A 12627-nucleotide genomic window follows, 5' to 3' on the forward strand; every position below is an offset into this window, starting at 1 on the left:
GGCCCGTCCGGGTGACGGGTCTGCGCTCAGTTGTGCGCTCAGCTCTGATCGGAGCCGCGTGACCGCGTCACCCAGCGTCGTTCTGGTGACCGGGGTGAGCCGGTATCTCGGCGCGCATCTGGCCGCCCGGCTCGCCGCCGACCCGCGCATCGTCCGCGTCGTCGGCGTCGACGCCACCGCACCCACCGGCGACCTCGCCGCGGTGCTGGCGGCCGCCGGTTCCAAGATCGACGTACACCAGATCGACCTGCGCACCCCCGGGGTGCTGCGGGCGATGGTGGACGCCCGGGTCGAGGCGGTGGCGCACCTCGCCGTGGCCACCGCGACCGACCAGCACGGCGGCCGCGCGGCCATGAAGGAGCTCAACGTCATCGGCTCCATGCAGTTGCTCGCCGCCTGCCAGCAGGCGCCGCGACTGCGCAAGCTGATCGTGCGCTCCTCGACCGCGGCGTACGGGGCCTCCTTCCGCGACCCGGCGATCTTCACCGAGGACACCGAGCCGCGCGAGGTGCCCCGGGGCGGCTTCGCCAAGGACGTGCTCGACATCGAGGGCTACGTGCGCGGCTTCCGCCGCCGCCGGCCCGACGTGGCGGCCACGGTGCTGCGGTTCGCGCCGTTCATCGGCTCGGCCGTGGACACCCGCCTGACCCGGTACTTCGACCGCCCGGTCGTGCCCACGGTCCTCGGCCGCGACCCGCGGCTGCAGTTCCTGCACGTCGACGACGCGTTCGAGGTGCTGGTGCGCTCGGTGACCGAGGACCACCCGGGCACGTTCAACGTGGCCGGGGCGGGCACCCTGACGCTCTCGCAGGCCGTGCGCCGCGCGGGCCGTGTCACCATGCCCGTCCTTGAGCCCGGCCTGAACGTGCTGGCCGGCCTGGGGCGGGCCGGGGTCTCCCTGGACCAGCTCGACCTCTTCGTGCACGGCCGCGTCGTCGACACCACGAAGCTGATCCGCGCGTTCGGCTTCACGCCGCGCACGACCGCCGAGGCCTTCGCCGAATTCGTCGCCAGCCGCAGCGAGAACGAACTGCTGCGCGCGGATACCATTCGCTCGATCGAGCAGTCGTTGCTCGACGGCTTCCGCAGAACCCGCGCGGCACGGGCCGCCTTGGAGAGTGGCGAATGACTGACCCGAATCTCCCGGACGTCTGGGACGATCGGGTCGCCGGCGCGCTCGCCTTCCTCCGCGAGCGCCTGACCGGCGAATACGAGGTCGACGGCTTCGGCTTCGACCGGCACCTCACCGACGGCGTCTTCCTGCCGCTGCTGCGCCCGCTCTACAACCAGTGGTTCCGCACCGAGGTGGCCGGGGCCGAGCACCTGCCCAAGGAGGGCGCGGCGCTGGTCGTCGCCAACCACTCCGGCACGCTCGCGCTGGACGCCCTGATGCTCTCGGTCGCCGTCCACGACGAGACCGCGGCCCAGCGGCACCTCCGCCTGCTCGGCGCCGACCTGGTCTTCCGCATGCCCTTCTTCTCCGAGGTGGCCCGCAAGTCCGGGGCGACCCTGGCCTGCAACCCCGACGCCGAGCGCCTGCTGGCCGACGGCGAGCTCGTGGGCGTGTTCCCGGAGGGCTTCAAGGGCATCGGCAAGCCGTTCGCCGACCGGTACAAGCTGCAGCGCTTCGGCCGCGGCGGCTTCGTCTCGGCCGCCCTGCGCACCGGCACCCCGATCGTGCCCGTGTCGATCGTCGGCGCGGAGGAGATCTACCCGATGATCGCCAACATCCGCCCGCTGGCCCGGCTGCTCGGCGCACCCTACTTCCCGGTGACGCCGACGTTCCCGTGGCTGGGCCCGCTGGGCCTGGTCCCGCTGCCGAGCAAGTGGCTGATCGAGTTCGGCGAGCCGATCTCCACCGAGGACTACGTCGACTCCGCCGACGACCCGATGGTCGTGTTCAACCTGGCCGACCAGGTGCGCGAGACGATCCAGCAGACCTTGTACAAGCTGCTGGACCGCCGCCCGGACGCCTTCTCCGCCTGATCTAGTCGGCCGTCTTGGCCGCGGTCCGGCGGCGGCGCTTGCGCATGGCGCTGTAGGTGGCCACGCCGCCGATCACCACGCCGGTGGCGAGCGCGGTCGGGATGGCGATCTTGGCCGCCTTGCGGGCCGAGCGGAAGTCGCGGATCTCCCAGCCGCGCTCGCGGGCCATGCGGCGCAGGGCCGGGTCCGGGTTGACCGCCACCGCGTAGCCCACTGTGGAGAGCATCGGGGCGTCGTTGATCGAGTCGCTGTAGGCGGCGCAGCGGGCGAGGTCCAGCCCCTCGGCCAGGGCCAGGGTGCTGATCGCCGAGGCCTTCTCCGGGCCGTGCATCAGGTCGCCGACCAGGCGGCCCGTGTACTCGCCGTCGCGGATCTCGGCCACGGTGCCGATCGCGCCGGTCAGGCCCAGGCGGGCGGCCATGATCCGGCCCAGCTCGACCGGGGCGGCCGTGACCAGCCAGACGCGCTGGCCGGCGTCGAGGTGCAGCTGGGCCAGGGCCAGGGTGCCGCCCCAGATCCGGTCGGCCATGAGCTCGTCGAAGATCTCCTCGCACAGGCGCTCCATCTCCTCGACCTTCCAGCCGGCGATGAAGGCGAGCGCGGCGGACTTGGCGCTGGAGACGGTGCCGGCGTGCTCGGACGCGAGGAGCCGGAAGCGGGCCTGCTGGTAGGCGAAGCGGGCGAGGTCGCGGCTGGTGAAGTACTTGCGTTTGGCCAGGCCGCGGGCGAAGTAGTAGATCGACGCGCCCTGCATCATCGTGTTGTCGACGTCGAAGAACGCCGCCGCGGCGGGGTCGGACGGGATCTCCAGGGCGGCCTCGACCTCGGCCGCGGCCCAGCCGGCGGCGGAGACGACGATGCGGCCGCTCGGCTTGCGGCGGCGCAGCGCGGAGGGACGGATCGGCACGTCGGTCTCCCTTCAACCGAAAGCCAACGGTACAAGCACCAGACAGCAACAGGGCCCGGTGACGTGCACCGGGCCCTGTCATGTCGCGAACGTGTAGCTGTGTTGAATCAGTTGGAGTGAATCAGTGCAGCAGCCAGTCGAGCAGGCCGCCGCCCTTCTCCGACTTCGCCGGGGCCGGGGTCGGGTCCGACACCGAGTTGGCGTTCGGCTCGGCCGGGGCCGACTCCGTGGCCGAGGAGCTCACGGCCGCGGACGGGGCGGTGGTGGCGTTCTTGCCGCCGGTACCGCTGCCGCCGTTGGTGTTGTTCGTCGACGTGCCGGGCTGCTGTTGCTGCTGCCCCCCGTTGCCGTTGCTCGACTTGTTGGCCGGGCGGCAGGCGTTGCTGACCGGGACCGGGCCGAGCGTGTCGGGCGCCGTGACGGCCGTCGAGCCGCACCTGACCAGCGGGCGGAGCGCCTTGGACCGGCGGTCGATCTCGTCCAGCAGGGTGACCGACTGGGCCGCGCGGGTCCGGGCGTCGCCGCTCGCCCCGCTCTTGATCCGTTCGGCCGGTCCGCGCTGGTTGGTCACGAAGCCGTCGATCGCGTCGAGCGCGGCGGTGTCCTTGCGGGCCACCGCGGTGGCCGTCAGGAGCCGCACCCCCTCGAGGGTCTCGCCGTCCATGTCGTCGAGCACCGAGGAGAGCCCGTTCGGGTCCTTGACCGCCTGGGCCTCGTCGAGCCGGGTCCGGGCGAACTCGAGGTACAGCTGGCCGCGGCTGATGTCCGAGCCGGCCAGCGCGAGCTGGGCCTTCTCGGTCGACCGCTTCACGGAGTACAGCGCGTCGCCGGGCATGGCGTCGCCGCTCGCGGCCGACATGCCGGACAGGGCCAGGGTGCCGGCGGCGAGGCCGACGACGATGGCGCCCCGGGTGCGCGTCCGGCGGCTGACTGCCGGTCGGCTGCCCGCGGGCCGGCGCAGGGAGCGCAGGCCCGTCCGGCGGGTCGGTTCGGGCTCGGGTGCCGTGGCGGTCGCCCCGATGCCCTCGCGCTCGATCGTGGCCATGAGCATGGCCCGCAGACCGTCGCGGAACTCCTGCTGCGCCTCCACCCGGACCGGCATGTCGCCGAGCCGCCGTCCGACCGACACCAGGTCGGAGAGGGAGTCGTCGAGCGTGGTCCTCGTGTGGTGTCGTCGGGCCCCTTTGGCCTCGTCGAGGAGCTGAGCGAGTCGCTCAGCCCGCCGGCGATGGAAGACGGAGCCAATCACCTGAGGCACCCCCCTTCGCTGATCGCGTCACTACGGCGCGGCAGGGCAGCGGGATGGTGGGCCACCGCGTCCGCCGTGCGCCATGCCGACGGTCGCATCAGGACCAACGGTGCAGAGCGGAGGCTGGTTACGGCGCTTGCGGGCGCACTGTAACCGAAGGTGACAGCGGTCACGGCTGGAATCCGTCGGGGAGCAGCCGGGCGAGCGCACGCACCGCACGGTACTGCAACGCTTTGATGGCTCCCTCGTTCTTGTTCATGGTCTGCGCGGTCTCGGCCACCGAGAACCCGTGCAGGAACCGCAGCACGATGCACTCCTGCTGCTCGGGGTTGAGCTGCTTGACCGCCTTGAGCAGGTCCACGTTGGTGATGTGGTCGATGACGGCCGCCTCGGGGCTGCCCTCGGGCCCCCGGTCGGGCCGGTCCGCGTCGAGCACGTCGCCGGTGGTGACCTCCAGCCGGTACCGGCCGGACTTGAAGTGGTCGGCGACGAGGTTGCGGGCGATGGTGACCAGCCAGGCACCGAGGTCGCGACCCTGCCACGTGAAGCTGCCGATGCGCTTGAGCGCACGCAGGAACGTGTCGGCGGTCAGGTCCTCGGCGAGCTGGCGGTTGCCGACCCGGAAGTACACGAAGCGGAAGACCGTGTCGAAGTACCGGTCGTAGAGGAGCCCGAATGCCGCACCGTCGCCCGCCTGGGCCCGCTCGATGAGCGCCCAGACCTCCGAGGCCGGGTCCCCGCGGTCGGGGCGCGTCGGCTGCGGCGGGACGGGCTCGCGCGGACCGGTCTCGGTCAGCGTGTCCGTGCCGCCACCGAGCACGTCCTGCGGGATCGGCACGGTCTCCTCGCCCAGCAGCCCGGCACCGGCGCCGCCGTTGGCGGGCTTGCCGTTGATGCCGGCGTTGGGGCGGGCGTTCGGAGCCGGACCCGATCGGGTCGGTGCCTCGTTGGTGTGGGGGCGGCCACGGGTGCGCGGCACACTGCCGCCGTCACCGCGGATCACCGTGCTGAACATGTCGCGCATGGAGTCGCGCAGCATCGACAGCCCACCGGCGAGTGCGTGCTCGGCTTCGAACACGTGCAGGTAACCGCTCATGCTTCGTAAGCCCTGACAAAGGGCCTATTCGGCGCGATCACGGGCACTTCGGCCTCCTCGGGGTGAGGGGTGTCAACTCGCAACAAATGGGGTGAGTCGACTTCGGTGATAATAGGTCCGGCGTCACCCGCGTGTGGGCGGCTCTTGATGTGAGGGCACATTCTGTTCACGGATCCGTGTGCGACCGGCGCACATGCTGTCCGTCACTTCGCGACGACACGCCGTACGACACGCCGCGAAACCGGTAAACCGGGACGTAAACGGTCTCGGTGCTTCCCGGCATCTCACATCCCTTGCACACGTTCGGGTGGTCTCTTACTCAGTCGGCGTGTCGGGCCTCTCACGGCCGGCCCATCGAGCGCCCGTCATGCCGCACGCACGATGGCATGGAAGGGGGTGATTGGTGACGGGTGATCTTCCAGATCGCGCGCCCTCACCCTCTGGGTCTCGATGCCGGAGCCGGGGCTGTGCAAGACTCGTCGACCGTGCAGGAGCATTCGAATTCAGCTGCCGGCAACTTCGCCGACGCCGTGCGACGGGCTGCCGTCGCGGGTGGCGAGCGCCCGGCCCTGCGCTCGCACGACGCCGAGCTGACCTGGGCCGATCTCGACCGCCAGGTGGACGCCGTGGCCGCCGGCCTGTCCGCCCTGGGCCTGCCCGCCGACGAGCACGGGCGCCCCCGCGTCGCCATCGCGCTGCCCAACGTCCCCGAGTTCGCGGCGGTCTTCTTCGGTGTACTGCGAGCAGGCCTGGTCGCCGTGCCCGTCAACCCCGCCTACACCGCGCGCGAGCTCACCCACGTGCTGGCGGACTCCGGCGCCGCCGTGCTCGTGGGCACTGCGCCGGTGCTGGAGGCCCTCGGGGAGGCGGCGCCGGCCGTCCGGTACCAGCTCGGGAAGAACCTGGGCGAGTTACTCAGCGAGCGATCCGGGTTCACTCAGGACGAGGCGGTGGGCCGCTTCACGCAGGACGAGGCGGTGGGCGGCGAGGACCTGGCCGTCCTGCTGTACACGTCCGGGACCGCCGGCGCGCCGAAGGGGGCCATGCTGCCGCACCGCGCGCTGCTGGCCAACCACGAGCAGCTGGCGAGCATCGACCCGCCGCCGGTCGAGCCCGACGACGTGCTGCTGCTGGCCGTGCCCCTGTTCCACGCGTATGGGCTGAACTCCGGCCTCGGCGCGGTCGCGTACCACGGCGCCTGCGGGGTGCTGCTGGAGCGCTTCGACCCGGCCGACGCGCTGGAGGCGATCGAGCGCCACGGCGTGACCGCGGTGGTCGGCGTCCCGCCGATGTTCATCGCCTGGTCGCTCATGGGGGAGCGGCTGGCCGAGGCCTGGTCCCGGGTGCGGCTCGCGGTGTGCGGGGCCTCGCCGCTGGACGCCGCGGCCGAGCAGCGCTTCGCGGATGCGACCGGACGGGCCGTACACCAGGGATATGGACTCACCGAGGCGGCGCCGGTGCTCACCAGCACCCTGGTCAGCCCCGCGGTCAAGCCCGGCTCCATCGGCCGGCCCATCCCCGGCGTGGAGGTGCGGCTGGTCGACGCCGAGGGCGAGGACGTGGCGGTCGTCGACGAGGACGAGGACGAGATCAGCGACCCCGGCGAGATCGTGGCCCGCGGCGCCAACCTGTTCCTGGGCTACTGGCCCGACGGCAGCGGCGGACCGGGTGAGGACGGGTGGTGGGCGACGGGTGACGTGGCCTACGCCGACGAGGACGGGGACCTGTTCATCGTCGACCGGCTGGGCGAGCTGATTCTCGTCAGTGGCTTCAACGTGTACCCCCATGAGGTCGAATCCGTCCTCGCCGCCCACGAGTCCGTGGTGGAGGCGGTGGCGCTCGGGGTGCCGCACCCGTACACCGGCCAGACCGTCAAGGCGCTGGTCGTGCGCGTCCCGGACTCGCAGGTCACCGCCGAGGAGCTGATCGCGCACTGCGAGCGCAACCTGGCCCGCTTCAAGTGCCCCACGGCGATCGAGTTCGTCGCCGAGCTGCCGCACTCGGCCACCGGCAAGGTGCGCAAGGGGACGCTGCGGTGACGGCGCGGCTCACGCTGTACACCCGGCCGGGTTGTCATTTGTGCGACGAGGCCAAAACGGTGCTCGACCGGGTCGGCGAGCCCTGGGACGAGGTCGACATCGAGGGTGACGAGGAGCTGGAGGAGGAGTACGGCTTCCGCATCCCGGTGCTCCTCCTCGACGGCAAGGAGCACGGTTACTGGCGGGTAGAAGAGGAGCGACTGCGCCGGGACCTTTCGCTATCCTCACCCGGGTGAAGCACCTGGTTTGGGACTGGAACGGAACCCTGCTCGACGATCTCAAGCTCGTCGTCGACGCGACCAACGTCTGCCTGGCCACCGTCGGCGGCCCCGTGATCACGGCGGAGGAGCACCGCCGCGACTTCCGCCGGCCGATCCTGGACTACTACGCCCACGTCCTGGAGCGCCCGGTCGACGAGGTGGAGTTCAAGCTGCTCGACGACGCGTTCCACGACGCGTACCGCGAGCGCATGGCCGAGGTCCAGCTGGTCCCGGACGCGCTCGAGGCGATGGCCAAGTGGCCCGGCACCCAGTCCCTGCTCTCCATGTTCTTCCACGACGAGCTGCTGATCGAGGTCGAGCGGCACGGCCTGGGCGCGCGCCTGATCCGCGTCGACGGCCTGCCCGGCACCGTCGGCGGCTTCCGCAAGACCACCTATCTCGAGCGGCACCTCAAGGCCCTGGAGCTCAACCCGGCCGACGTCGTGCTGATCGGCGACTCGGTCGACGACGGCGAGGCCGCGCTGGCGAACGGGGCCACGGCGGTGCTGTACGCCGGCGGCTTCACCGACACCGCCCTGCTCAAGGCGACCGGCCTCCCCGTCGCCCACTCCCTCGTCGAGGCCGTCGACCTAGCCCTGGAGGTAGGTCAGCACGGCTAGCACCCGGCGGTGCTGCTCGTCGTCCGGCGGCAGGTCGAGCTTGGTGAAGATGTTCTTGACGTGCTTCTCGACCGCGCCGTCGGTGACGACCAGCTTGCGGGCGATCGCGGTGTTGGAGCGGCCCTCGGCCATCAGCCCCAGCACCTCGCGCTCGCGCGGGGTGAGGCTGCGCAGCGGGTCGTCGCGCCGGCGGCGCACGAGCAGCTGGCCGACGACCTCGGGATCGAGGACGGTCGCGCCGGTGGCGACCCGCTGCATCGCGTCGAGGAACTCGGCCACCTCGGAGACGCGGTCCTTCAGCAGGTACCCGACCGCGCCCGCGCGGTCCGCCAGCAGATCGTCGGCGTAGGAGACCTCGACGTACTGCGACAGCACCAGGATCGGCGTCTTGGGCACCCGGGACCGGGCCTCGACGGCGGCCCGCAGGCCCTCGTCGGTGTGCGACGGCGGCATCCGCACGTCCACGATGGCCACGTCGGGCCGGTGCTCGACGACCGCCTCGACCAGGCTGGGGCCGTCCCCGACGGCGGCGAGGACCTCGTGGCCGCTCTCGGTGAGCAGGCGCACCAGGCCCTCGCGCAGGAGTACCGCATCATCCGCAACGACTACACGCACGCGGCTGATAGTAGTGGGACTCAGATCGGCAGGATGGCCACCAGCTTGGTGCCGCCATCGAGCGGGCTCGTCACGGTGAGCTCGCCGCCCGAGGCCTTGACCCGGTCGGACAGGCCGGTCAGCCCGTGGCCCTTGGCCAGGCTCGCGCCGCCGACGCCGTCGTCCTCCACTGTGACGAGCATCCCGTAGGCCGAGCGCTGCAGGGCGACCTTGACCTCGCTGGCGTGGGAGTGCTTGGCCACGTTGGTCAGCGCCTCGGCCACCACGAAGTACGCGGTCGTCTCCACGTTGGCGGCCAGCCGCCCCACCTCGGGCAGCTCCAGGTCCACCGGCACGATCGAGCGGGCGGCCAGGGCGGTCAGCGCGGCCCGCAGCCCCCGGTCGACCAGGATCGGCGGGGCGATGCCGCGGGACAGCGCGCGCAGCTCCTCCAGCGTCTCGCGGGTCTGGGCCAGGGCCTCGGCCACCGTGGCGCGGGCGGCCGCCGGGTCGTTGTCGAACTGCAGGTCGGCGCGGCCCAGGTCCATGGCCAGCCGGACCAGGCGCTGCTGCGGCCCGTCGTGGATGTCCCGCTCCAGCCGGCGCAGGGCGGTCGCCTCGGCCGAGACCGCGGCGGTGGTCTGCTCGCGGGCCCGGTCGCGGCTCTGCTCGGCCTGGTAGACCCGCTCGCGCAGCTCGTTGACCCCGCTGAGCAGGGCCCGGGCGAACAGCGCCTCGAGCAGCGCCACGCCGCGCACCACCGGGATCAGCGTGAGGGCGAAGACCAGGCCGATGGCGGTGTGGAACAGCACGCGCGTCTCGGTGCCGCTGCCCAGGCCGAGCAGCTCCGGCAGGTCCGTGTTGTCGGGGCCGCGGGGGATCGACCAGTCCCACAGCACCGTGGTCAGCCCGCCCAGCGCGCCGGCCCACCAGACCACCACGAACGCGAAGGCGAACGTGCTGGGGATGATCCGGAACACCCCGTGCAGCAGGTCCAGCCAGGACTGGCCGTCGGCGAGCGGGACGAACGTGCGGCGCCAGAAGCCCGCGCCCGGCTTGGCCTTCTTGTAGTACGGGTGCGGCAGCTGGGTACGGAGCACCGGGCCGATCCGCGCGCGCTCCAGCGTGGCGAATCCGCGCGCCTGGAAGACGGTCGCGAACAGGATCGGGAAGCCGACCGTGAGGACCATCAGCCCGACGCCGAGGGAGAACCCCGTGAGGCACAGCACGATCGTGATGATCGACAGGGGGAACCCGAGCAGCACGTACTGCGTGTCGATGCCCAGCTGGCGGAAGATGCGGGAAACGCGGCCGGGGCCGATCGGGGTGATGGTCGTCGTCATGTCATCGACGCTAGGCATCGCGGCCCTCCGCTCCCATCCCGCCGTCCAGCCACTTGATGGTAGGGGCAGCCCTACTGGAGAAACGTGTAGGCTCACTACATAAGGCGTGTTGGGTGTGGCAAATGTCCTAATTGCCGGATACTTGCAGCAGCGCCCGCCCGCTGCCGACCGCGTCGGAGAAAGGGGGCACCACGTGCCGCGGGGGCATTTCTCGCGTGCGCGATCCGCACGGGCGGGCGCTGACCTCTACGTGGTGGGCGCCGAGTCTTCAAGATCGCGATTTGTGCACGGCTTCACAAGCGCCTACTCTGTTGCAACGACGAACACCGCTAGCACAGCTAGTAACCGCCTTTGCGAGCGGCCTCGTACACCGCCGTCGTCGTCGTCTCGGAGACTCATGAGCCATCAGCGCACCGGCCCCACGGACGGACCGGACTTTCCGGACCTTCCGGAGGCCACCGTCGCCAGGCTTCCGGAGTACCTGCGCGCCCTGCACCACCTCAGCGAGGAAGGGCACGACACGGTCTCATCGGAGGGTCTGGCCGCGGCCGCGGGGGTCAACTCCGCCAAGCTCCGCAAGGATCTTTCCCACTTGGGCCGCACCGGCACCCGGGGCGTCGGCTACGACGTGACCCTGCTCATCGACCAGATCGAGCAGGTGCTGGGCCTCACCCACCGCCGGGCCGTCGCGCTCGTCGGCGTCGGTAATCTCGGTCACGCCCTGGCCGGCTACGCGGGCTTCGGCACCCGCGGCTTCCGCATCGCCGCCCTCTTCGACGCCGACCTCGGCCGCGTGGGCGAGCAGATCAACGGCCTGGTCGTGCGGCACATCGACGAGCTGCCCGAGATCGTCGACGTGGAGCAGATCTCGATCGCGGTGATCGCCACGCCGGCGCACGCCGCCCAGCACGTGGCCGACCGCCTGGTGGCGGCCGGCGTCACGAGTGTCCTGAACTTCGCACCCTGTGTCTTGAACGTCCCCGACGGCGTCGACGTGCGTAAGGTCGATCTGGCAATCGAGTTGCAGATCCTGTCCTTCCACGAGCACCGCAAGTCGGCCCTCACCGGCCTGCCGGCGGGACCGAAGGCGGGACGGGGCGAAGCGGAGGTCGCGTCGTGAGCGGTTCGAAGCGGAGCGTAGAGGCCGCTCACCAGCAAGCTCAGCTCCAGTCGCGGCGGCGCCGGAGCGAAGCGGAGGTGACGGCGTGACCGGGAACGTCAACCTCTTGGTCGTTGGGCTGTCCCATCGGACCGCGGGGGTACCGCTGCTGGAGAAGCTCGTGTTGAGCCCCGGTGAACTGCCGGAGGTGCTCGCCGAGCTGGTCGGGCTGCCGTACGTCGACGAGGCCGTGGTCCTGTCCACGTGCAACCGCGTGGAGATCTACGCCGCCGTCACCGCGTTCCACGGCGGCCTGGCCGACATCGGCGGCATGCTCGCGGCGCGGGCCGGGCTGGCCGTGAGCGAGCTGGCGCCGCAGCTGTACGTGCACTACGAGGCCGACGCCGTGCGCCACGCCTTCCGCGTCGCCGCCGGCCTGGACTCGATGGTCGTCGGCGAGGCCCAGATCCTCGGCCAGCTGCGCGACTCCTACGGCACCGCCGGCGAGCAGGGCACGGCCGGCCGGCTCCTGCACGAGCTGCTGCAGCAGGCGCTGCGGGTCGGCAAGCGGGTGCACGCCGAGACCGAGATCGACCGGGCCGGGCAGAGCGTCGTGAGCGCCGCCCTCGCCTACGGGCAGGGGGCCACCGCGCCGGTCGAGGGCCGGCCCGCGCTCGTCATCGGGGCCGGCTCGATGGGCGCGCTGTCGCTGGCCACCCTGCGCCGCGCCGGTGCTTCGCCGCTCTTCGTGACCAACCGCAGCCACGCGCGGGCCGAGCGGCTGGCCGAGCTGCACGGGGCGGAGGCCGTACCGTTCGCCGAACTGCCCACGCTGCTGGAGCGGGTCGAGGTCGTGGTCAGCGCCACCGCCTCGCCCGGCGCCGTGCTCGACGCGCCGCTGCTCGCGGGGGCCGGCCACGACCTGCTGGTGCTCGATCTGGCGCTGCCGCGCGATGTGGCACCGGCGGTACACGAGCTGGAAAACGTGACGCTCGTCGACATCGAGCTGCTGTCGGAGTCGCTGTCCACCACCGCCGAGGCGGAGGAGCGGGCGGGCGAGGAGATCGTCGCGGCCGAGGTCGAGGCCTATCTGACCTGGCTGCGCGGCGCCGACGTGGCGCCGACGGTGGCCGCGCTGCGGGCCCGGGCCGACGAGGTCGTCGAGGCCGAGCTGCGCCGGCTGGCCCAGCGCTGCCCCGAGCTCGGCGACGACGCGCGGGCCGAGGTGTCCCACAGCATTCACCGGATCGTCCAGCGTCTGCTCCACCAACCGACCGTCCGGGTGCGCCAACTGGCGGCGGCACCGGGCGGCGAGGCTTATGCTCAGGCGCTGCGCGAGCTGTTCGATCTGCAGGTTCCCACCGCCGAGATCAATCCGGCCGAGGCTTCCGAGGTGCATCCGTGACGTTGAGGCTCGGCACCCGGGGCAGCGCG

At 71.8% G+C, this 12627-nt stretch carries 11 protein-coding genes and 1 pseudogene; 7 read left to right on the forward strand and 5 right to left on the reverse strand.

Annotation, left to right across the window (positions count from 1 at the left end; all coding sequences use genetic code 11):
• Positions 1 to 58: 58 nt before the first annotated feature.
• Both ACQPZ4_RS03425 and ACQPZ4_RS03430 read left to right on the forward strand, forming a co-directional pair.
• Positions 59 to 1129 (forward strand): NAD-dependent epimerase/dehydratase family protein, encoded by a 1071-nt coding sequence (locus tag ACQPZ4_RS03425; protein WP_433055948.1) that lies wholly within the window; start codon positions 59 to 61, stop codon positions 1127 to 1129.
• The gene (locus ACQPZ4_RS03430; RefSeq protein WP_433055951.1) at positions 1126 to 1986 is read left to right on the forward strand and encodes a lysophospholipid acyltransferase family protein; all 861 of its coding nucleotides are present in this window, start codon (positions 1126 to 1128) and stop codon (positions 1984 to 1986) included. Before ACQPZ4_RS03425 ends, ACQPZ4_RS03430 begins: the two co-directional genes overlap by 4 nt.
• Before the next feature lies 1 nt (position 1987).
• Here ACQPZ4_RS03430 and ACQPZ4_RS03435 read toward each other — a convergent pair whose 3' ends face one another.
• From ACQPZ4_RS03435 to ACQPZ4_RS03445, 3 genes and pseudogenes are all read right to left on the reverse strand, one after another.
• On the reverse strand, positions 1988 to 2893 hold the full coding sequence (locus tag ACQPZ4_RS03435; RefSeq protein ID WP_433055954.1) for an HAD family hydrolase: 906 nt from the start codon (positions 2891 to 2893) through the stop codon (positions 1988 to 1990).
• A 382-nt stretch (positions 2894 to 3275) separates the two neighbouring features.
• A pseudogene (locus ACQPZ4_RS03440) lies at positions 3276 to 4142 on the reverse strand (DUF5667 domain-containing protein); the annotation flags it as partial.
• Positions 4143 to 4311: 169 nt separating this feature from the next.
• Positions 4312 to 5238, reverse strand: coding sequence for a sigma-70 family RNA polymerase sigma factor (locus ACQPZ4_RS03445; RefSeq protein ID WP_433055957.1), 927 nt, complete (start codon positions 5236 to 5238; stop codon positions 4312 to 4314).
• A gap of 530 nt (positions 5239 to 5768) precedes the next feature.
• Between ACQPZ4_RS03445 and ACQPZ4_RS03450 the strand changes: the two genes are divergently transcribed.
• Genes ACQPZ4_RS03450 through ACQPZ4_RS03460 form a run of 3 tightly spaced genes read left to right on the forward strand, consistent with a single transcriptional unit; the run spans position 5769 to position 8157 of the window.
• Positions 5769 to 7277, forward strand: a complete 1509-nt coding sequence (locus tag ACQPZ4_RS03450) for an AMP-binding protein (protein WP_433055960.1) — start codon at positions 5769 to 5771, stop codon at positions 7275 to 7277.
• Positions 7274 to 7513, forward strand: a complete 240-nt coding sequence (locus tag ACQPZ4_RS03455) for a glutaredoxin family protein (protein WP_433055963.1) — start codon at positions 7274 to 7276, stop codon at positions 7511 to 7513. The genes ACQPZ4_RS03450 and ACQPZ4_RS03455 overlap by 4 nt, the downstream gene beginning before the upstream one ends.
• Positions 7510 to 8157: an HAD family hydrolase gene (locus tag ACQPZ4_RS03460; protein ID WP_433055966.1), complete on the forward strand. Its 648-nt coding sequence runs from the start codon at positions 7510 to 7512 to the stop codon at positions 8155 to 8157. Before ACQPZ4_RS03455 ends, ACQPZ4_RS03460 begins: the two co-directional genes overlap by 4 nt.
• On the opposite strand, the gene ACQPZ4_RS03465 is transcribed toward ACQPZ4_RS03460, so the two are convergent.
• Together ACQPZ4_RS03465 and ACQPZ4_RS03470 are read right to left on the reverse strand one after the other, a co-directional pair.
• Positions 8128 to 8772: a response regulator gene (locus tag ACQPZ4_RS03465; RefSeq protein WP_433055969.1), complete on the reverse strand. Its 645-nt coding sequence runs from the start codon at positions 8770 to 8772 to the stop codon at positions 8128 to 8130. The two genes, ACQPZ4_RS03460 and ACQPZ4_RS03465, sit on opposite strands and share 30 nt — an antisense overlap.
• 20 nt (positions 8773 to 8792) lie before the next feature.
• Complete coding sequence (locus ACQPZ4_RS03470; RefSeq protein WP_433055972.1) at positions 8793 to 10094, reverse strand: sensor histidine kinase; 1302 nt, start codon at positions 10092 to 10094, stop codon at positions 8793 to 8795.
• A gap of 397 nt (positions 10095 to 10491) precedes the next feature.
• Between ACQPZ4_RS03470 and ACQPZ4_RS03475 the strand changes: the two genes are divergently transcribed.
• Both ACQPZ4_RS03475 and ACQPZ4_RS03480 read left to right on the forward strand, forming a co-directional pair.
• A complete protein-coding gene (locus ACQPZ4_RS03475) occupies positions 10492 to 11214 on the forward strand; it encodes a redox-sensing transcriptional repressor Rex (RefSeq protein WP_433055975.1) in 723 nt (240 codons plus the stop codon).
• An 85-nt stretch (positions 11215 to 11299) separates the two neighbouring features.
• Complete coding sequence (locus tag ACQPZ4_RS03480) at positions 11300 to 12598, forward strand: glutamyl-tRNA reductase (RefSeq protein ID WP_433055978.1); 1299 nt, start codon at positions 11300 to 11302, stop codon at positions 12596 to 12598.
• Positions 12599 to 12627 lie beyond the last annotated feature (29 nt).

The organism is Dactylosporangium sp. CS-033363 (assembly GCF_050942475.1).
Taxonomy (GTDB): domain Bacteria; phylum Actinomycetota; class Actinomycetes; order Mycobacteriales; family Micromonosporaceae; genus Dactylosporangium.

Excerpts from the sequence above, each read along its gene's own strand:
- ACQPZ4_RS03430 (WP_433055951.1), top strand. The coding sequence starts at position 1,126 with ATGACTGACCCGAATCTCCCGGACGTCTGGGACGATCGGGTCGCCGGC.
- ACQPZ4_RS03445 (WP_433055957.1), bottom strand. The coding sequence starts at position 5,238 with ATGAGCGGTTACCTGCACGTGTTCGAAGCCGAGCACGCACTCGCCGGT.
- ACQPZ4_RS03470 (WP_433055972.1), bottom strand. The coding sequence starts at position 10,094 with ATGACGACGACCATCACCCCGATCGGCCCCGGCCGCGTTTCCCGCATC.
- ACQPZ4_RS03475 (WP_433055975.1), top strand. The coding sequence starts at position 10,492 with ATGAGCCATCAGCGCACCGGCCCCACGGACGGACCGGACTTTCCGGAC.